General features: G+C 62.0%; 20 protein-coding genes. 7 read left to right on the top strand and 13 right to left on the bottom strand.

Annotated elements, in window-relative coordinates; all coding sequences use genetic code 11:
* Positions 1–244: 244 nt before the first annotated feature.
* The 3 genes from RL_RS02330 to RL_RS02320 form a co-directional block, all read right to left on the bottom strand.
* Positions 245–799 (bottom strand): fasciclin domain-containing protein, encoded by a 555-nt coding sequence (locus RL_RS02330; protein WP_011650236.1) that lies wholly within the window; start codon positions 797–799, stop codon positions 245–247.
* Positions 800–923: 124 nt separating this feature from the next.
* Complete coding sequence (locus RL_RS02325) at positions 924–1643, bottom strand: anti-sigma factor (protein WP_041936146.1); 720 nt, start codon at positions 1641–1643, stop codon at positions 924–926.
* Positions 1640–2179: a sigma-70 family RNA polymerase sigma factor gene (locus RL_RS02320; protein WP_041936145.1), complete on the bottom strand. Its 540-nt coding sequence runs from the start codon at positions 2177–2179 to the stop codon at positions 1640–1642. The genes RL_RS02325 and RL_RS02320 overlap by 4 nt, the downstream gene beginning before the upstream one ends.
* 143 nt (positions 2180–2322) lie before the next feature.
* Between RL_RS02320 and argB the strand changes: the two genes are divergently transcribed.
* On the top strand, positions 2323–3210 hold the full coding sequence (gene argB / locus RL_RS02315; protein ID WP_011650234.1) for an acetylglutamate kinase: 888 nt from the start codon (positions 2323–2325) through the stop codon (positions 3208–3210).
* A gap of 67 nt (positions 3211–3277) precedes the next feature.
* Positions 3278–4426 (top strand): alpha-hydroxy acid oxidase, encoded by a 1149-nt coding sequence (locus tag RL_RS02310; protein WP_011650233.1) that lies wholly within the window; start codon positions 3278–3280, stop codon positions 4424–4426.
* 171 nt (positions 4427–4597) lie between these two features.
* Here RL_RS02310 and RL_RS02305 read toward each other — a convergent pair whose 3' ends face one another.
* Genes RL_RS02305 through bchE form a run of 3 tightly spaced genes read right to left on the bottom strand, consistent with a single transcriptional unit; the run spans position 4598 to position 8023 of the window.
* Positions 4598–5368: an isocitrate lyase/PEP mutase family protein gene (locus tag RL_RS02305; protein WP_011650232.1), complete on the bottom strand. Its 771-nt coding sequence runs from the start codon at positions 5366–5368 to the stop codon at positions 4598–4600.
* On the bottom strand, positions 5365–6438 hold the full coding sequence (locus RL_RS02300; RefSeq protein WP_011650231.1) for a bifunctional transcriptional activator/DNA repair enzyme AdaA: 1074 nt from the start codon (positions 6436–6438) through the stop codon (positions 5365–5367). The genes RL_RS02305 and RL_RS02300 overlap by 4 nt, the downstream gene beginning before the upstream one ends.
* Before the next feature lie 55 nt (positions 6439–6493).
* Positions 6494–8023, bottom strand: a complete 1530-nt coding sequence (gene bchE, locus RL_RS02295) for a magnesium-protoporphyrin IX monomethyl ester anaerobic oxidative cyclase (protein ID WP_011650230.1) — start codon at positions 8021–8023, stop codon at positions 6494–6496.
* Between the two features lie 189 nt (positions 8024–8212).
* On the opposite strand from bchE, the gene RL_RS02290 reads away from it, so the two are divergent.
* Positions 8213–8938, top strand: a complete 726-nt coding sequence (locus tag RL_RS02290) for a pyrimidine 5'-nucleotidase (RefSeq protein ID WP_011650229.1) — start codon at positions 8213–8215, stop codon at positions 8936–8938.
* A gap of 104 nt (positions 8939–9042) precedes the next feature.
* Positions 9043–9684 carry a calcium-binding protein gene (locus RL_RS02285; RefSeq protein WP_011650228.1) on the top strand — a complete coding sequence of 214 codons (642 nt, stop codon included), beginning with the start codon at positions 9043–9045 and terminating at the stop codon, positions 9682–9684.
* 75 nt (positions 9685–9759) lie between these two features.
* Here the strand turns inward: RL_RS02285 and RL_RS02280 are convergent, their stop codons facing one another.
* Positions 9760–10626: an LOG family protein gene (locus RL_RS02280; protein ID WP_003544970.1), complete on the bottom strand. Its 867-nt coding sequence runs from the start codon at positions 10624–10626 to the stop codon at positions 9760–9762.
* A gap of 194 nt (positions 10627–10820) precedes the next feature.
* On the opposite strand from RL_RS02280, the gene dapD reads away from it, so the two are divergent.
* The 3 genes from dapD (at position 10821) to RL_RS02265 (ending at position 13559) form a co-directional block, all read left to right on the top strand.
* Positions 10821–11681, top strand: a complete 861-nt coding sequence (gene dapD, locus RL_RS02275) for a 2,3,4,5-tetrahydropyridine-2,6-dicarboxylate N-succinyltransferase (RefSeq protein ID WP_011650227.1) — start codon at positions 10821–10823, stop codon at positions 11679–11681.
* 101 nt (positions 11682–11782) lie between these two features.
* Positions 11783–12976: a succinyl-diaminopimelate desuccinylase gene (dapE, locus tag RL_RS02270; RefSeq protein ID WP_011650226.1), complete on the top strand. Its 1194-nt coding sequence runs from the start codon at positions 11783–11785 to the stop codon at positions 12974–12976.
* Positions 12963–13559 (top strand): hypothetical protein, encoded by a 597-nt coding sequence (locus RL_RS02265; protein WP_011650225.1) that lies wholly within the window; start codon positions 12963–12965, stop codon positions 13557–13559. Before dapE ends, RL_RS02265 begins: the two co-directional genes overlap by 14 nt.
* 6 nt (positions 13560–13565) lie before the next feature.
* On the opposite strand, the gene truA is transcribed toward RL_RS02265, so the two are convergent.
* From truA to RL_RS02235, 6 genes are all read right to left on the bottom strand, one after another.
* Positions 13566–14384 (bottom strand): tRNA pseudouridine(38-40) synthase TruA, encoded by an 819-nt coding sequence (truA, locus tag RL_RS02260; RefSeq protein WP_011650224.1) that lies wholly within the window; start codon positions 14382–14384, stop codon positions 13566–13568.
* Positions 14384–15319: a methionyl-tRNA formyltransferase gene (fmt, locus tag RL_RS02255; RefSeq protein ID WP_041936144.1), complete on the bottom strand. Its 936-nt coding sequence runs from the start codon at positions 15317–15319 to the stop codon at positions 14384–14386. Before fmt ends, truA begins: the two co-directional genes overlap by 1 nt.
* Positions 15320–15339: 20 nt before the next feature.
* Positions 15340–15759 carry a type II toxin-antitoxin system VapC family toxin gene (locus RL_RS02250; protein WP_011650222.1) on the bottom strand — a complete coding sequence of 140 codons (420 nt, stop codon included), beginning with the start codon at positions 15757–15759 and terminating at the stop codon, positions 15340–15342.
* The gene (locus RL_RS02245) at positions 15756–16016 is read right to left on the bottom strand and encodes a FitA-like ribbon-helix-helix domain-containing protein (RefSeq protein ID WP_011650221.1); all 261 of its coding nucleotides are present in this window, start codon (positions 16014–16016) and stop codon (positions 15756–15758) included. Before RL_RS02245 ends, RL_RS02250 begins: the two co-directional genes overlap by 4 nt.
* Positions 16017–16081: 65 nt before the next feature.
* Entirely contained in the window at positions 16082–16597 is a 516-nt protein-coding gene (def, locus tag RL_RS02240; protein WP_011650220.1) for a peptide deformylase, read from the bottom strand.
* Between the two features lie 96 nt (positions 16598–16693).
* Complete coding sequence (locus tag RL_RS02235; RefSeq protein ID WP_011650219.1) at positions 16694–18190, bottom strand: globin-coupled sensor protein; 1497 nt, start codon at positions 18188–18190, stop codon at positions 16694–16696.
* Positions 18191–18382: the final 192 nt, after the last annotated feature.

Here is an 18382-nt window from a genome sequence, read left to right as displayed (position 1 = left end):
AGGACGCTCTATCACTTTGAATCTGCGCGTAATCCTTTCCGAAAATCGATTCCGATTTCGGGGTTATGCGCTAGCCACCTCATCAATCTGTGTTTGGGGCGCCATTAGAGCGGTTCAGCTTTTTATGGAAGCGCAGAACCGCTCTAACCTTTTGTTTTTGCGCAATTCCGGACGGAAAACCGCTCTGCACCTTTCCTGGAATTGCTCTAGGAGCGCCCCAATGCGTCTGCCGATACGAGCGGGTTTACATCTTCGGCAGCAGCACCTTGTCGACGACGTGGATGACGCCGTTCGACTGCTTGACGTCGGCGATCGTCACATGGGAGACGCCGCCGTTTTCATCGGTCAGGGTGATCTTGCCCATGCTTTCCTTGGCTTTCAGCACGCAGCCGCCGACGGTCTTGATGTCGTGCTCGCCGCCGTCATCCTTGATCATCTTGGCAACGGTCTTGGCCATCGCATCGGCGGCAACGACGTGGCAGGTCAAAACCTTGGTCAGCGTCGCCTTGTTTTCCGGCTTCAGCAGCGTATCGACGGTGCCCTTCGGCAGCGCGGCAAAAGCTTCGTTGGTCGGCGCAAAGACGGTGAAGGGGCCCTTGCCCTCGAGCGTGCCGACGAGGCCTGCTGCCTTGACGGCGGCGACCAGCGTCGTGTGATCCTTGGAGTTCACGGCGTTCTCGATGATGTTCTTGCTATCGAACATCGCAGCACCGCCGACCGTCGGGTTTTTCGCGGCGGCAAAGGCGACGGCGGACATGGCAGTGGCGAGCGCGAAGCCGCGCAATACGGACTTGATCATGATTTTCTCCTCACCGGACACCATCCGCGGGCTTTATGCCTGAGCGTCGTCCGGACATTTTGAACTACGGAGAGCCGCGCGGAAGAGTTTCAGGCAGGAGAAAATGATTTATGGCCGACACAGATTATGGTCGGCGCAGGGGACCGCTTGCGATCACCGGACCAGTCGCCTGGCCGGTCGGCGAACCGCCGAAGGGTTCGAGACTGACGGCAAGCGTTGCGCCATCGGCTATCATGCTGCGCAGTTCGGCGGGAATAACGAGTTCACCGCTTTCGCCCGGCTGGAAGACACCGAGCGATCTCGTCATGCCGCTGCCCGGGACCAGCCAAAGTTCCAGCGACTTCTCCTCCGGCTTGCCGGCGGCGACCGGCACGATTTTCAGCCGGCCGCTCTGAAGCTCGTAGGAGGCAAGAAGATTGATGGTGCTGTTCTGGCCCGAAAGCGAGGCTACCAGTGGTGCAGGCCCCTGCGGTTCCGGCACCACGCCCGAGGCGAAGATGACGGCGCTGGCGGCGACGACGATGCAGGCGAAGCTCAGCGAGCGCCAGAAAACGGCGGAATTCCAGAGCCCCTGCGAAAAGGAGGGGGGCTTTTGGCCATCGCCGAAAAGTCGCGCCTCGATCTGCTTGAAGGTTTCCCGGTTCGGAGCAACGCCTTCATACTCGTCGTTGAAGGCGGAGAGGTTGGTTTCCCAGCGGCTGACGATCGCGGCGAAGGGGCGGTCGTGCCGCATGCGCTCTTCCACCACCCGGCGATCCTGCAACGACAGGACGCCAAGCACATATTCGCCGGCGAGAACCTCGTCGCGGGAGCGGTCTCCCTTGCTTTTGTCGGGCGATGTCATCGTTCCATGCACTCTCTCAGTTTCAAGAGGCTGCGCCTGAGCCAGGTCCGCATCGTGTTCAGCGGGACACCAAACTGATCGGCCAGTTCCTGATAGCTCAGCCCTTCGACATAAGCCCGTTTCACCGCGACCGCGCGATCAGCTTCCAACTCTTCCATGCAGGTGTCAATCCGCCTTCCTTCATCCTTGGTCACCGTCTGCATTTCCGGGTCGGGTCCGGCATCGGCAAGATCGTAGACCGTGTCCAATTCGTCGGCGACGGGCTTGCGTGCCCGCAGCGCATCGATCGACCGGTTGCGGGCAATTGCGGCCAGCCATGCCGAGGACGAACCCGAGGCGACGGAGAAGCTGCGAGCGCGTTGCCAGATGCTGATATAGACTTCCTGCAGGGCTTCTTCGGCTTCCGTGCGATCCTTCAAGATACGCAGGCAGATCGAAAAAAGTTTCGGTCCTGTCTGATTGTAGAGGGCCACGAAAGCCCTGCGATCGCCGAGTGCGACGCGGCCGATCAAGTCTGCGATCTCATCGCCTTGCATGCCGTTCCTCATCTCAAGCTTGCGTGCGCCAGACGGTAACGACGTCCGGCTCCGCGACAGATACGAAAAACTATTGCCCTCTGGATTATTCCCTCTGTCAGAAACTTGCGATAAAAGGCCGCGAACAATTCTGCGGGGTTCCCATGAACGAAACCGAAAGCGAAATGCAGGCACGGCTTCTGGCCAAGGCACTGCCCTTCATGCAGCGTTACGAGAACAAGACGATTGTCGTGAAATATGGCGGCCACGCCATGGGCAATCCCGAGCTCGGCAAGGCCTTTGCCAGCGACATCGCGCTCTTGAAGCAATCGGGCGTCAACCCGATCGTCGTTCACGGCGGCGGCCCGCAGATCGGCGCCATGCTGAGCAAGATGGGCATCGAATCGAAATTCGAGGGCGGCCTTCGCGTCACCGACCAGAAAACGGTCGAGATCGTCGAGATGGTGCTCGCCGGCTCGATCAACAAGGAAATCGTCGCGCTCATCAACCAGACCGGCGAATGGGCGATCGGCCTTTGCGGCAAGGACGGCAACATGGTCTTCGCCGAAAAGGCGCGCAAGACCGTGAAGGATCCGGATTCGAACATCGAGCGCGTGCTCGATCTCGGTTTCGTCGGCGAAGTGGTCGAGGTCGACCGGACGCTGCTCGATCTGCTTGCCCGCTCCGAGATGATCCCGGTTATCGCCCCCGTGGCGCCTGGCCGCGACGGCGCCACCTACAATATCAATGCCGACACGTTCGCCGGCGCCATTGCCGGTGCGTTGAACGCCACCCGGCTGCTGTTCCTGACCGATGTGCCCGGCGTGCTCGACAAGAACGGCCAGCTCATCAAGGAGCTTTCCGTCGCCGAAGCGCATGCGCTGATCGCCGATGGCACGATCTCCGGCGGCATGATCCCGAAGGTCGAGACCTGCATCGATGCGATCAAGGCCGGCGTGCAGGGCGTCGTCATCCTGAACGGCAAGACCGCCCATTCCGTCCTGCTCGAAATCTTCACCGAGCACGGCGTCGGAACGCTGATCGTTCCCTGAACGAGGCTGCGCCCTTCACCACGAGGGCGGATCTTCCTGGCACGGGAACAGGGTATCGAGGAACGAAATGCGCCTGACAGACTGCTATAATTTTCACGATTTCCGGCGCATGGCCAAACGGCGTCTTCCCGGACCGATATTCGACTATATAGACGGCGGCGCCGATGACGAGGTGACCTACCGGCGCAATACGGCCGCCTTCGAGGCTTGCGATCTGGTGCCCGACGTTTTGCGCGGTGTGGCCGATGTCGATATGTCGGTGACCGTCATGGGGCAGAAGCTCGCAATGCCGGTCTATTGCTCACCGACGGCGTTGCAGCGCCTTTTCCACCACCAGGGGGAGCGGGCGGTCGCGGCCGCGGCGGCAAAACACGGGACGATGTTCGGCGTCTCCTCGCTCGGCACGATTAGCCTGGAGGAAGCGAGACAAATCAGCAACGGGCCGCAGGTCTATCAGTTCTACTTCCACAAGGACCGCGGCCTCAACCGCGAGATGATGGCGCGCGCGAAAAATGCCGGCGTGCAGGCGATGATGCTGACGGTCGACAGCATCACCGGCGGCAACCGCGAGCGCGACAAGCGCACGGGCTTTGCCATTCCCTTCAAGCTCAATCTTGCCGGCATGACCCAGTTCGCGGTCAAGCCCTCCTGGGCGATCGACTGGCTGACGCACGAGCGCTTCCGGCTGCCGCAGCTCGAAAACCACGTCAAGATGGATGGCGGCGCGCTGTCGATCAGCCGATACTTCACCGAGATGCTTGACCCCTCGATGTCGTGGGACGACGTGGCGGAGATGGTGCGCGAATGGGGCGGGCCATTCTGCCTGAAGGGCATCATGTCGGTCGAAGACGCCAAGCGCGCGGCCGAGATCGGCTGCAGCGGCATCGTGCTTTCCAATCATGGCGGGCGCCAGCTCGACGGCTCACGCAGCGCATTCGACCAGTTGGCCGAGATCGTCGACGCCGTGGGCGACCGGATCGACGTGATGATGGATGGCGGCGTGCAGCGGGGAACGCATGTTCTTAAAGCGCTGTCGCTGGGGGCGAAGGCCGTCGGGCTCGGGCGCTACTACCTCTTCCCGCTTGCCGCTGCCGGACAACCCGGCGTCGAACGGGCGCTGGAGACAATGCGCACCGAGATCGAGCGCGGCATGAAGCTGATGGGCTGCACCTCGGTCAGCCAGCTGACGCGGCGAAATCTGCGCTTCCGTTCCTGAGGGGAACGGGATTTCATTGCGGGCCGCAGCCTGTCGTACTAAAGCGCGTCGCGATCTTTGGGATTCGCTCGTCGCGCTTTAGCTCTTTGTCTTTACGCATGCCGTTGTCGCAAAACCGCTGCACACTTTTGCGCGACATGCTTTAGATCTGCGGCCCTCGGGCATTCGACGTCAGAGCAGGCTATAAATCGCCGCCGCCTCCTGTTTCAACTTTTCCATCATCGACCGGTAAGGCCCCGGACCATAACTGACGCGGCCGACGCCGAGCTTGGCCAGCGCCTTCACATCCGGGGCGCCCGTCCGCATCATGATGTTGACCGGCAGCGGCGATGCCGCGCAGACCTTCTCGATCAAGGCGGGATCGATCAAACCAGGCACGAAGAAGCCGCTGCCGCCGGCGGCCGCATAGGCCTTGCCTCGCTCGATCGCCTCGTCCACCAGACCGGCATGTTTGGAAAGATCGCTCTCGGCCAGGAAGAGATCGGTGCGGGCATTGATGAAGAAGGGAATGCCCTTGCCTTCGGCCATGGCGCGAATGGCGCGGATGCGGGCCGCCTGTCTCTCGGCCGGATAAAGCCCGCCACCGCCTACCACCTGATCCTCGAAATTGATGCCGATAGCGCCGACCTCCACCAGCTTGGCGACATTGGCGGCCGCACCTTCAGGCTCGGTCGAATAGGCGCCTTCGAAATCGACCGAAAGCGGCAGGTCGACGGCAGCGGTGATGGATTTTGCCGTCTCGACCAGCACCGACATCGGCAACTTCTCGCCGTCGGCATAACCATGGGCCGCGGCGACCGACCAGCTTCCTGTTGCAAGCGCCTTGGCGCCGGCGTCGCCAACCGCCTTTGCCGTCCCGGCATCCCAGATATTGTAAAGAACAACCGGATCGCCTTTGCGGTGTAATGCACCGAACGCCTTGGCCTTTTCACTCTGGTTCATGCTGTCTCCTCCATCTTTGCTTGCGTGCTGATCTTCTCTTCATGCCGCAGCAGCCATTGCTTGCGCCAGAGCCCGCCGCCATAGCCGGTTAGCGAACCATCCGCGCCGAGGATGCGATGACAGGGCACGATGATGGCGAGCTGGTTGGCGCCGTTGGCGCGGCCGACGGCACGCACGGCCTCCGGCCTTTCCATCTCCCTGGCGAGATCGCCGTAGGCGCGCGTCTGGCCGGCAGGAATCTCCATGAGCTTTGCCCAGACATGTTTTTCGAAAGGCGTGCCGCCGTGCGCCAATGGCGTCTTGAAGACGGTCAGCCGCCCTTCGAAATAATCCCGGATCTCCGTCTCGATCTGGTCGATCGCCGGCGTGCGGCCGATCGCAACCGAGGAGCGGACGCGCTTCTGCAGCGCCTCGAGCTCGGTCGGCAGCGCCTTACGGTCGTGGAATTCGAGAAGATGCAGATGCGTCCGGTCGGCGACGGCTATCATCGGCCCGAGCGGGGTGTCGAACCAGTCGGCAAAGAGCAGTTTGCGGTTCTGCGACAGCGCCGGCGCCATGCCGACCAGCCGCTGGAAAGCCGCCCGAAAACCACTTGCGGAGTCATATCCCGCATCGAGCTGCGCATCGATGACGCGCGCGCCATCGGCCAGCTGCCGGGCCGCCTCGCCCAGCCTGATATAGCGGACGATATCGTGGAAGGTCATGCCGAGCCCGCGTTTGAAGGCGCGGCGCACGGTCGAAGGATCGTGGCCCCGGCGCATGAGCTCATTCTCGGTCCAGCGCAGCTGCGGCTCGCGGTCCAGGGCAGCAAGCAGCTCATCGACGATCGGCTCCCTGCCCGGCTGCTCCAGCGGCCTGCAGCGCTGGCACGGGCGGAAGCCGGAATGCATGCAGGCGGCGATCGTATCGAAAAAGAGTGTATTTTCCCGCTTCGGCTTGCGCGCCGGGCAGGTCAGACGACAGAAGATGCCTGTCGTCTTGACGCAGACATAGGCCTGCCCCTCATAATCGGCGCTGCGCGCGATCAGGGCATCATAGAGCGTATCGTCATCGGGGCGTTCGAAGAGCATGACCGCTTTCTAGCATTCCGTGCCTGCGCCGTCCGCCGAAAATCGGGCGTCTATTTTATTCCGCCGCGTCGAGGCTTTTCACATACCGTTGCGGGCGCAACATGGATTCCTCCTCTGAATCCTGCGGGGCGCCCCAGAAATTCTCGAGCGTCGGGCCATCCTTGAGATGGCGGCGGCGAAAGAGGAATTCGAGGATCTCGTGAAACCAGACGCGACGACCCATTTGCGTATACCAGCGCATGGAATGGCGTTGCTCGCGATCGCGATGGAAGAGTATGCGCAGCAGTGCCTTCGGCCGCGCCTGGACCGCCACCTCGATGAGCTTGACGCAGGCGACCAGCACGATCGGGTTGAGATGCCGCATCTTCAGTACCTGATGCTTGTAGTCCCATTTACGGATGTCGGTTTCGATGACCTGTCGATCGCGGGCGATACGGAAGAACGGCGTCCAGCGATGTGGCGTCACATAGAGCGCCTGGATCTGATCGGGATCATAAGAGAGCAATTGCCGGAAGCCCCGCAAGAGGTGGCTCAATGTCTCCTCCTCGAAACCGACGACCCAGGTCGCCATGGACAGGATATCGTGTTGGCGCAGAAGACGGATCGCCTCACGATCAGTTGCCTTGGCACCGCCCTTCTTGATCAGCGTCAAGGTCGCCTCATCGGTGTTTTCCATGCCGATCAACCAGCGCACGACACCCGCCTTGCGATAGAGATGCAGGATATCGGCATCGCGGACGATATCATCGGCCCGTGTCGATCCGACGATCTGCACCGGCACATTCTCGATGATCATCGCTTCGAGAAAAGCGAGCCACGCCTTTCGCGAGGAGGTCGGATTCTCGTCGGCGAGATTGATAAGTTCTACACCCTCTTCGCGATAAAGCCTGGCGATCTCGCGGGCAAACAGTTCCGGCGAGCGGTGACGCCAGCGGGTCCAGAAACCGCGCTGGCCGCAGTAGTTGCAAAGATGCGGACAGCCGCGCGAAAACTGCATGACGACGGCGCGCTTGCCGCCCCAGTAACTGTAGTGGCGATGATCGATCAACTCCCAGCCGACACGATAGGCATCGAGATCGGCGAACGCCTGTGCCGGCTGTGTTGCCAGGATTTCGCCATCGCCATTGCGATAGGCGATGCCGGGAACGGTTGCGAGCGGGCGGCCCGCCGTCAGGGTGCCGGCCAGCCGCCGCATCGTTTCCTCGCCTTCGCCGCGCACGAGGATATCGAACGCCTCGGTCTCGGCCAGCACCTCCCGCCAGTGATAGGTCGGGAAGACACCGCCATAAACAATGCGGATAGCACGATCGCTGTGCTTGACCGCCTCTGCGATCGCGCGGGCGGTGGGATGGGCCGAGGTCGAGCCGGAATGACCGATCAGCACCAGATCGGGGCCGCTGGCCGCCACACGGCTGACAATCTCCGCTATCGTCATCGGTCCGAACTCGGCATCGATGAGACCGACGATATGACCGTCGTCGATCAGCGGGCCACCGACCGAAAGAAGGCCGAGCGGGGGAAGGTGATCATCGGGAATGCGACTGCCGATCGCCGTATGCGGCGGATTGATCAGAACGATCTTCATGCGACTTTACCCCTTGCGGGCCCCCTGTCTGACGCAGGCAGAAGTCACCAGCGATCAATGGCAATATTCAGCCAAAATCCTCTTAAAGTTGTGAAAATCTGACGGCATTTTTGCGGAAGCTGCTGTTTCAGGCGAACTTGGGAGCCAAAAGCCTTTTGTTTCCCACAGGAGCCGTGCCATAAGACCGCCATGACCAAGATCGACCGCACGCCTGATAAAGCCGATTTCGAGCACGTCACAGACTGGGTCTTCGACCTCGACAACACGCTCTATCCGCATCATGTCAATCTCTTCGCACAGATCGACAAGAACATGACCGCCTATGTTGCGGCACTCCTGCAGATGGAGCGGGAAGAGGCGCGCAAGCTGCAGAAGCAATATTACCTCGACCATGGCACGACGCTGCAGGGCCTTATGATCCATCACGGCATCGACCCGAACGACTTCCTCGAAAAGGCGCATGCGATCGACTACACGGCGCTGACGCCGCAGCCGGAACTCGGCGAGGCGATCAAGGCGCTGCCGGGGCGCAAGTTCATCTTCACCAATGGCAGCGTCAGGCATGCCGAAATGACGGCGGAGGCGCTCGGCATTCTTGAACATTTCGATGACATCTTCGATATCGTCGCTGCCGACTACGTGCCGAAACCGGCGCAGGCGACCTATGACAAGTTCGCGGCGCTGAAGCGGGTCGAAACCAACAAGGCGGCCATGTTCGAGGATCTGCCGCGCAACCTGACGGTGCCGAAGGCGCTCGGCATGCAGACCGTGCTGCTCGTACCGCGCAATCTGGAAGAGACGGTCGTCGAATGGTGGGAAAAGACCAGCGGCGAGGAGGATCATATCGATTTCGTCACCGACGACCTCGCCGCTTTTCTTCGCAAGATTATCGGCCTCGGCAAGATTACCGGCTGAAGCATTACGAAGTCTTCACTTAGCTTACCGATGTTTAACTGGGTCTTCCGGGTCCGCGGCCATATCTTCTTTCGTGAAGGGACACCTTACGAAAGGCAAACACGATGTACCGCAACAAGCTGATACTGGCAGCGCTTTCCTCCACCCTCATCTTCGGCGCCGCCGCCGGGGCAGTTTTTGCCGCACCGGGTGACGGGCCGCGCCAGCATGCCGGCATGGGCCGGCCCGGTCCGGGCGCCGCTGCCTTCCGCGAAATCACCTATGTCCGCATGCTGAAGCAATTCGATACGAACAAGGATGGACAGGTCTCCAAGGACGAGGCGACCGCCGGCCTCGACAAGATCTTCGCCGCGATCGACACCAACAAGGATGGCTCGCTGACCCCGGGCGAAATCCGTGAGTACCGGAAAACGCAGATGCAGGCGATGCGAGACCAGCGCAAGCAGGAGGCCGGCGAAAGCAAGGATGCGAACGCCGCACCCACGGCACCTGAAACCGCCGACAACAATGACCAGGGACGGCCGCCGCGCGACGGCCACGACGGTCGTGACGGACATCGCTGGATGCGCCATGGTGGCAACATCATGCGTGCCTCGATCATGATGCACCGGGTCGACACCGACCAGAACGGCCAGATCTCCAAACAGGAAGCCGAAGCCGCCATGGGCAAGCTGTTCACTCGGATGGACCGCAACAAGGACGGCGTCATCTCGATCGACGATATGCCGGACCGGCCGCTTCTCTAAAGCCAAGCGACGACTTGTCCTTGCCTTTCCCCGCCTCGACGGGGAGAGGCTCCGAAGTTTGTGCCTCTGAAGCGCCTATTCGCGGTGTTCGTAGAAATTCTGAACGATCTTCCATGCTTCTTCGGCCGTATCGACAAAGCTGATCAGCTTGACGTCGTCGGGCGCGATCGTGCCGAACTCGGCCAATGCGTCGAAGTTGATGATGCTCCGCCAGAACGCCTCCCCGAAAAGGATCAGCGGCAGGCGCTCCATACGGCCGGTCTGGATCAGCGTCAGGCATTCGAAGAATTCGTCGAGCGTGCCGAAGCCGCCGGGAAAGACGGCGATCGCCTTGGCGCGCACCATGAAGTGCATCTTGCGGATGGCGAAGTAGTGGAAGTTGAAGCTGAGCTCCGGCGTCACATAGGCGTTCGGCGCCTGCTCGTGCGGCAGCACGATGTTGAGGCCGATCGAAGGGGCGCCCTCGTCGGCCGCGCCGCGATTACCCGCCTCCATCACGCCGGGGCCGCCGCCGGTGACGATGACATATTCGTGGAAATTCAAGGTGGCCGAATATTTCGAGCAGAGCCGGGCGAATTTGCGCGCCTCGTCATAATAGACGGAGGCCGCCTCCAGGTTGACGCGCTGGATATCGTTGCGGGCTGCCCAGGCGCTTTGGCCGGGGGCGGGAATGCGGGCGCCGCCGAACATGACGACGGTCGACTTGATGCCGCGTTCGGTCAGCATCATCTCCGTCTTCAACAACTCCAGCTGCAGGCGGATCGGCCGCAATTCCTCGCGGCAGAGGAAATCCTCGTCGACATAGGCAAGGCGGTAGGCAGGCGACAGCGTCTGCGGCGTCTTCGGCACGGCTTCGGCGCGCTGCCTGTCGGTCGAGCTGCTCTTCAGCGGGTCCCATACGCCATCCTTGCGCCGCGAACCGCCGTTTCGTCCCTTCGCCATGTCGAAATGCCTTTCAGTATTGCCGGCTTCGAAGCCGGATATGTCGCTATAACGCCTTGAATCCAGATATGATCTTGTCGGAAAAATCATTCCGTTCTACGGGTTCATACTGTAGAGCAGGATTGACCCCCGCCAACCGCAATTCCGGAGACCCCGCCGTCTCCACGATAAAGATCGAAGTTTAAGGAATTCTCATGAGCGCCACCGACCTCGCATCCCTCGAAAAGATCATCGAAGCCGCCTTCGACAATCGCGACAATGTGAACACGTCGACGAAGGGCGAGGTTCGCGATGCGGTCGAATCAGCGCTCGATCTGCTCGATGCCGGCAAGGCCCGTGTCGCCGAACGCAGCTCCGACGGCGCCTGGACGGTCAATCAGTGGCTGAAGAAGGCCGTGCTTCTGTCCTTCCGCCTCAACGACATGGACGTGGTCAAGGGCGGCTCGGGCAATTCCACCTGGTGGGACAAGGTTCCTTCGAAATTCGAGAACTGGGGCGAGAACCACTTCCGCGCCGCCGGCTTCCGCGCCGTGCCGAACTGCGTCGTGCGCCGCTCGGCTTACATCGCGCCGAACGCGATCCTGATGCCTTCTTTCGTCAATCTCGGCGCCTATGTCGGCGAAGGCACCATGGTCGATACCTGGGCAACGGTCGGCTCCTGCGCGCAGATCGGCAAGCATGTGCATCTCTCCGGCGGCGTCGGTATCGGCGGCGTGTTGGAGCCGATGCAGGCGGGCCCGACGATCATCGAGGACAATTGCTTCATCGGCGCCCGTTCCGAGGTGGTCGAAGGCTGCATCATCCGCGAAGGCTCGGTGCTCGGCATGGGCGTCTTTATCGGCAAGTCGACCAAGATCGTCGACCGCGCCACTGGCGAGGTGACCTACGGCGAAGTGCCGCCCTATTCCGTCGTCGTCGCCGGCTCGATGCCGTCGGGCAATGCGACCATGGGCAACGGCCAGCCGGCGCCGCATCTCTACTGCGCCGTCATCGTCAAGCGCGTCGATGAAAAGACCCGCTCGAAGACCGGTATCAACGAGCTGCTCAGAGATTGATGACACCGAGACGTTGATCCGGTAAACAGACGGCGTCTTTTTACGCGAGGCGGCCCCGCCTTGCCATGTCTTTGCCATTCCCGCCGGATAGTTCGACCGCCATGACCGCTACCGACCCCGTCGCCAATCTTCAGACGCTGATTCGCTGCCCGTCCGTGACGCCCGCCGAAGGCGGCGCGCTGTCGGCGCTGGAGGCAATGCTTGCGCCGCTCGGCTTTACGGTCGACAGGGTAAAGGCGAGCGAAGAGGGAACACCCGACATCGAAAACCTCTATGCCCGCCTCGGCACGGACGGCCCGCATCTGATGTTTGCCGGCCATACCGATGTCGTGCCGGTCGGCGACGAAGCCGCCTGGACGCATCCGCCCTTCGCAGCCGAGATTTCGAAGGGCGAGCTTTTCGGCCGCGGCGCCGTCGACATGAAGGGCGGCATCGCCTGTTTCGTCGCCGCGGTCGCCCGCCATATCGAGAAAAGCGGGCAGCCCAAGGGCTCGATCTCCTTCCTGATCACCGGCGACGAAGAAGGTCCGGCGATCAACGGCACGATCAAGCTGCTACAATGGGCAGCCGAACGTGGCGAACGCTGGGATGCCTGCCTGGTCGGCGAGCCGACCAATCCGGACAGGCTCGGCGACATGATCAAGATCGGCCGGCGTGGCTCGCTGTCGGGCAAGATCACCGTGCACGGCGTGCAGGGCCATGCCGCCTATCCGCATCTTGCCGACAATCCGGTGCGCGGCATGCTGCAGATGACGCACGCGCTGATGGACCCGCCGTTTGACGGCGGCACCGACGATTTCCAGCCCTCGAACCTCGAAGTGACCACGGTCGATGTCGGCAATCCGGCGACCAACGTCATTCCGGCAAAGGCGTCGGCGAGTTTCAACATCCGCTTCAACGACAGCTGGACCGTCGAAACGCTGCGGGCCGAGATCCTCCGGCGCCTCGATGCCGCCGCCGGCAATGGCGAGTTGCGGCCGGGCCGCGATCCGGTGAAATACGATATCGTCTGGGCCGACCGGCCGAGCCATGTCTTCCTGACGCGCAACAATGCGCTGATCGCCTCGCTGTCTTCAGCCGTCGAAAGCGTTTCCGGCCAGTCGCCGAAGCTTTCGACCACCGGCGGCACATCGGATGCGCGCTTCATCAAGGATTATTGCCCGGTCGTCGAGTTCGGCCTCGTCGGCCAGACGATGCACATGGTCGACGAACGCGTCGCTGTCGCCGATCTGGAGACGCTGACGGCGATCTACGAAACCTTCATCGCCCGCTGGTTCGCCAATGCCGGGCTTTAGGGAGGTTCAGTACTATCTGGCCGGCCTCTGGCTGCTGATCCGGCTGGATCCGCGCGGCTTCCGCTACCTCGACATGTCCGAGCGCGGCGTCAACCGTTCGTTCTGGGCGATGCTCTGGTGCCTGCCGCCGATGGGCATTTCCTGGCTCTGGTGGCGACAGGCCTTCCTGCGGGCGATGCCGCCGGAAGCCGATGTCGATTTTCCCTTCTATATCAGGCTCGGCCTCGTCGAGCTCGCCAACTGGTTCGTGCCGCTGGTCTTTGCCGGGTTTCTGCTGCTTGCCTTCCGCATGGGCGAGCGTTTCGCCCCCGTCGTCGTCAGCGTCAACTGGCTCGGCGTGCCGCTTTCCTATATCAACGGGCTGCTGCTGGCGCTGGTGTTCTTCCTGCCCGGATCCGTCGGCCTCGTCTCGCTGCTGCTGCTCGCCTTCATGCTGGCGCAGGTCTTCGTGCTGGCGCGCATTCTCCGGATGATCTGCCACGGTCATGCGCTGATGGTCGGGGCGCTGACGCTGGTGCTGCTCGTGCCATCGATGATCCTTTCGGAATATCTCCAGCACTTCCTCGGCATCTATCCTGCGTGATCAAGCCTAAGATAGATCGTCACTTTCATCGGCGCCGTCATCGTTATCGGTGACCGGTCTGCGACGGTCGACGATGACGTCGGGATAATCCACCTGCATGAAATAGAGCCCGTCCGGCGGCGCCACCGGGCCGCAGGCCTTGCGGTCGCGCGCCTTAAGCGCTGCCTCGACATCGTCAGGCGTCCATTTGCCTTCGCCGGCAAGCTTCAGCGTGCCGGCGAAGGAACGGATCTGGTTGTGGAGAAAACTCTGCGCCGTGGCGCGGATCTCGATCAGCTCGCCGCGGCGCGTCACATCCAGCCGGTCGAGCGTGCGCACCGGGCTGTTTGCCTGGCAATGGGCGGCGCGGAAAGTGGAGAAATCGTGCCGGCCGACCAGCCTCTGGGCGGCGGCATGCATGACCTCGTGATCGAGCACCTTCGGCACCCACCAGGCCTTGCCGGCTTCGAGCGCCAGCGGCGCCCGGCGGCTGACGATGCGATAGAGGTAATGGCGCCGCAGCGCCGAAAAGCGGGCATCGAAGAATTCGGGAGCCGCCTCGACGTCGAGTACGGAGACACGCTCGCCGGCAATCCTCAGATGCGCGTTCAAGGCATTCTGCAGCTGGTAGGGCGACCAGTCCTTCGAAAGATCGGCATGGATCACCTGCCCCATGGCGTGGACGCCGGAATCGGTGCGTCCGGCGCCGCGGACCGACACCGTCTCACCGGTCAGCGACAGCACCGCGGCCTCGATCGCACCCTGCACCGAGGGGCCGTTCTCCTGCCGCTGCCAGCCGACATAGGGGCCGCCGTCATATTCGACGGTCATGCGGAAACGCGGCATCAGGTGAGCCTCGTGCCCGCCGCAAGCGGCGTGCCCCTGAGGAAATCGGCCGCTGCCAGCGGCTTGCCGCCGGCCTTCTGCAGCCTGGTGAGCCGCACCGCGCCCGAGCCGCAAGCGACCACGAGATCATCCGTCAGCAATTGCCCGGCCACACCCTGCCCCTCAGCCGGTTCGGACGCCAGCACCTTCACCCGTTCCGGCTTGCCGCCGATTTCGAGCTCGAACCAGGCACCCGGAAACGGCGCCAGGCCGCGGATGTGATTGTGCACATCCCCGGCATCCCTGGAAAAATCGATGCGCGTCTCGGCCTTGTCGATCTTGGCGGCATAGAGCACGCCGTCTTCCGGCTGCGGCGTCAGCGGCAGGTCGTTCATCTCGAGTTTCACCATGGCCTCCGCCATCGCCTTGGCGCCGACCAGCATCAGCCGGTCGTGCAGTTCGCCGGCCGTCATGTTCGGGCCGATCTCGACCTCGCGGGTGAGTGCGACGGCGCCGGTATCCAGACCCTTGTCCATCTTCATCACCATCATGCCGGTCTTTGCGTCGCCGGCCATGATCGCCCGCTGGATGGGTGCCGCACCCCGCCAGCGCGGCAGCAGCGAGGCATGGCCGTTGTAGCAGCCATCGCGGGTGCCGTTCAAAATCGCTTCCGGCAGCAACAGCCCGTAGGCAACGACGACGCCGACATCGGCATTCAGGCCACGAAACCTTTCACGCTCCTCGGGGTCCTTGAAATTGACCGGGGTGAAGACCGGCAGGCCGAGCAGTTCGGCCGCCTGATGCACCGGCGATTTCTGCAGATCGAGCCCGCGCCGCCCGCCCGGCCGCGGCGGTTGCGTATAGACCGCAACGATCCTGTGGCCGGCATCGACGAGCAGGCGCAGGGTCGGAACCGAGAACTCCGGGGTTCCCATGAAGATGATGCGAAGAGACATTTTATCTCGCCAATTGAGGATCAACCGTCTTCAAACGGGTTTACGAGCTTGAGATCAAGCCCCTCGAAATCTCGGGTATTGCGGGTCGCAAGCGTCGCGCCGTTTGCAAGGCAGATGGCGGCAATCATGGCATCCTTCGTTTCCATCGGCCGCCCCGCCTTTCTGCGCTCGGCAGCCAACAGGCCGTAGCGATGCGCCGCACTGAGGGCAAAACCGAGGATGCGGCCGGCAAATTCCGACTCGATCCGATTGAAGTCGGACACCAGCGCTGTCTTTCGCCTGCCATCATCAAGGAGTTCAAGACCGTAACGCATTTCCGCGACGGCAATCGTCGTCAGGAAAAGCGTCTCGACGTCGTAGGCGTCCAGCCAGTTCAATATCCGATCGCTGTGGGTCCGCCCCTGCATTTCGGAAATCACATTCGTATCGAGAACGATCATGTGTCGAAACGCGGCGGTTCGCGGTCGCGTTCATGGCGAGATGCGGCAATGGCCTCCACCTCATCTTCGCTCAATCTTTCCTCACTCATCAGGGAACGCAGGCGCTGCCCGGCGGAAGCCCCCGAGCGCTCCACCGCAATCTGTCGGCGCATGATTTCGATCGCCTCTTCCGAAAGACTGCGGCCGTTGCGTTGCGCGCTTTCCTGAAGCTGCCGCTTCATCGCATCCGGAACGTCTCGAATAAGCAGGTCGCCCATTTCGGCACCTCCATCATGATATCAGCGATATCATAGTGCGTCGCCGGTGAATTTTCAATGTAGCGTCAGAGCGCCTTCGACTTCGCCGCCTTGGTGAATTTCTTGATCACCATCTCCCGCTTCAGCCGCGAGATGTAATCGATGAAGAGCACGCCGTTCAGGTGGTCGATCTCGTGCTGCAGGCAGGTGGCGAGCAGGCCGTCGGCTTCCACGGTCTGTTCCTTGCCGTTGCGATCGAGATATTTGACCGAGACGACAGCCGGGCGCTCGACCTCGGCATAATAATCCGGAATCGAAAGACAGCCTTCCTCATAGAGGGAACGCTCGTCTGACGATTTGACGATCTCAGGATTGATGAAGACCTGCGGCTGCTTTTCCTCGCCCTCGCGCGAGATGTCGATGACGAGCATACGGCGCGGCACGCCGATCTGGATCGCGGCAAGGCCGATGCCCGGCGCGTCGTACATGGTTTCCAGCATATCGTCGGCAAGACGCTGCAGGTCGGAATCCACCCGCTCGATCGGCTTGGACAGCTGGCGGAGAACGGGATCGGGAAGAATGATGAGTGGCTTGATGGTCATGGCGTTCCCATAACCCATCTTTTCCGACTATGGAATTATCCGGCAGGCGGGGAATACGCTTTTTTGCATCCCCGCCTGGAATTTCGCCATAGAGCCTCAGGCCGCCCGGCGGGCAGCACTGGCGGAATGGCCCTCCGGCCGGGCGCGGAAGCGCCGCAGCAGCTCGATCAGGCTCTCCACCTCGTCCTTGAGCCGGCGGGTTTCTGCCGAGGAGTGCTCGACCATGTCCGAATTCTGCTGGGTGATCGCACCCATGTTGCGGACCGCGACGCTGACCTCGTTGACGCCAGTCGCCTGATCGCGGGCGGCGGCGGCGATATCGGCGACGAAACGGTTGATGATGTCGATGCGGCTGATCATATCGTTCAGCGCCTCACCGGTGCTGGAGACGATGCCGACGCCCTGATTGACCTGGGTCGAACTCTGAGAGATCAGGTTCTTGATCTCCTTGGCCGCTTCCGCGGTGCGCTGGGCGAGCTGGCGGACTTCCTGGGCGACAACGGCAAAACCCTTGCCGGCATCACCTGCGCGCGCCGCCTCGACACCGGCGTTCAGCGCCAGCAGGTTGGTCTGGAAGGCGATCTCGTCGATAACGCCGATGATCTTGGAGATCCCGGTCGAGGATTTCTCGATGCCGGCCATCGCCGAAACGGCGCTGGTGACGAGTTCGCCGGAGTTCTTCGCCTTCTCTTGCGTCTCGCGCACGGCGGCCGAAGCCTTCTCGGCATTGGCCGCCGTCTGGCCGACGCTGACGGACAGCTGCTGCAGGGCGGCCGAGCTCTCCTCGACGCCTGCCGCCTGCTGGGCGGTACGCAGCGCCAGATCGTTGGTCGCATTGGATATAACGTCGGCGCCGCTCATGATGTGGCCGGAGGTCTCGCGCACGGACGCGAAGGACTGGCTTAGCGCCCTGACGGCGCGATTGTAATCCTCCGCCATCTGCCGGAAATTGCCCGGCAGGTCTGTCGGCAGAGTGGCTTCGAGATCGCCTTTCGACAGCGCTTCCAGACCGCGGCGCAGCTGCTCCAGTGCGATCGCCTGATCGGATTCGGCCTCAGCGCGCTCTTCTTCCAAGGCGCGACGCTTGGCCTCGAGCGTCTCGAGATAGACCGAGATGGAATAATCCATGTCGAGCATGCCTGATTTGATGACAGCCGACAGCTTCTCGGCCAATGCCTTGCCTTGCTGGCGTGCAAAGATCGACGGCCACTGCTTCTCCATGATGCCCTTGACGAGCTCGGACATGACGATGGCGTAACCGCCGATATACCAGCGCGGCTCCAGCCCGATGCGGGCGTGGGTGCGGCCGACTGCGGTCACGCCGTTGACATAGCTCTCGTCGAATGCGCCGCCGGCGAGATTGGCCCAATGATCCTGCTGGCGCTTCTTGGCATGGCCGACATGGTTCTTATCGGCGAAGAAGCCTGCGACAGCCGGGGTCTTGGCGATCTTGGCGTAGAATTTATCGAGGGCGCCACCGATCAGCTCTGATATGACAGGGCGCAAATCCCGCATCGACTTGCGCGCCGCCTCATCCAGTTCGATGAAATCGAGGCGCTGCCTGAGGGCACTGTCGGTCTGCTGGGCGGTCATGGAGATCTCTGTACTTGGCGCGACGCACGCGGGGAGGAATTTCTGCGCCGCAGGTTTTGGCCAATATGGTTGAGCAATCGTTAAATCGGACGGCGATTTCTTCTCCCCGAGCGAGGAAGAGCGATAGCGTGCGAGGATATTGCGGGTCGCCCATTCCGTTCACGTTTTGATCTATATATCGCCGTTTCTTCT

The organism is Rhizobium johnstonii 3841 (assembly GCF_000009265.1).
GTDB classification, from domain to species: Bacteria; Pseudomonadota; Alphaproteobacteria; order Rhizobiales; family Rhizobiaceae; genus Rhizobium; species Rhizobium acaciae.
The sequence above is the reverse complement of the archived record's forward strand: the minus strand, read 5'-3'. Positions and strand labels throughout refer to the sequence as shown.

Coding starts and splice junctions, on each gene's coding strand:
- bchE (WP_011650230.1), bottom strand. CDS start 8,023: ATGAAGATCGTTCTGATCAATCCGCCGCATACGGCGATCGGCAGTCGC.
- RL_RS02305 (WP_011650232.1), bottom strand. CDS start 5,368: ATGAACCAGAGTGAAAAGGCCAAGGCGTTCGGTGCATTACACCGCAAA.
- RL_RS02280 (WP_003544970.1), bottom strand. CDS start 10,626: ATGGCGAAGGGACGAAACGGCGGTTCGCGGCGCAAGGATGGCGTATGG.
- RL_RS02245 (WP_011650221.1), bottom strand. CDS start 16,016: ATGGGCGACCTGCTTATTCGAGACGTTCCGGATGCGATGAAGCGGCAG.
- RL_RS02310 (WP_011650233.1), top strand. CDS start 3,278: ATGCGCCTGACAGACTGCTATAATTTTCACGATTTCCGGCGCATGGCC.
- RL_RS02285 (WP_011650228.1), top strand. CDS start 9,043: ATGTACCGCAACAAGCTGATACTGGCAGCGCTTTCCTCCACCCTCATC.
- RL_RS02290 (WP_011650229.1), top strand. CDS start 8,213: ATGACCAAGATCGACCGCACGCCTGATAAAGCCGATTTCGAGCACGTC.
- def (WP_011650220.1), bottom strand. CDS start 16,597: ATGACCATCAAGCCACTCATCATTCTTCCCGATCCCGTTCTCCGCCAG.
- dapD (WP_011650227.1), top strand. CDS start 10,821: ATGAGCGCCACCGACCTCGCATCCCTCGAAAAGATCATCGAAGCCGCC.
- dapE (WP_011650226.1), top strand. CDS start 11,783: ATGACCGCTACCGACCCCGTCGCCAATCTTCAGACGCTGATTCGCTGC.
- truA (WP_011650224.1), bottom strand. CDS start 14,384: ATGCCGCGTTTCCGCATGACCGTCGAATATGACGGCGGCCCCTATGTC.
- argB (WP_011650234.1), top strand. CDS start 2,323: ATGAACGAAACCGAAAGCGAAATGCAGGCACGGCTTCTGGCCAAGGCA.
- RL_RS02235 (WP_011650219.1), bottom strand. CDS start 18,190: ATGACCGCCCAGCAGACCGACAGTGCCCTCAGGCAGCGCCTCGATTTC.
- RL_RS02325 (WP_041936146.1), bottom strand. CDS start 1,643: ATGACATCGCCCGACAAAAGCAAGGGAGACCGCTCCCGCGACGAGGTT.
- RL_RS02330 (WP_011650236.1), bottom strand. CDS start 799: ATGATCAAGTCCGTATTGCGCGGCTTCGCGCTCGCCACTGCCATGTCC.
- RL_RS02300 (WP_011650231.1), bottom strand. CDS start 6,438: ATGCTCTTCGAACGCCCCGATGACGATACGCTCTATGATGCCCTGATC.
- RL_RS02250 (WP_011650222.1), bottom strand. CDS start 15,759: ATGATCGTTCTCGATACGAATGTGATTTCCGAAATGCAGGGGCGGACC.
- RL_RS02320 (WP_041936145.1), bottom strand. CDS start 2,179: ATGCAAGGCGATGAGATCGCAGACTTGATCGGCCGCGTCGCACTCGGC.
- fmt (WP_041936144.1), bottom strand. CDS start 15,319: ATGTCTCTTCGCATCATCTTCATGGGAACCCCGGAGTTCTCGGTTCCG.
- RL_RS02265 (WP_011650225.1), top strand. CDS start 12,963: ATGCCGGGCTTTAGGGAGGTTCAGTACTATCTGGCCGGCCTCTGGCTG.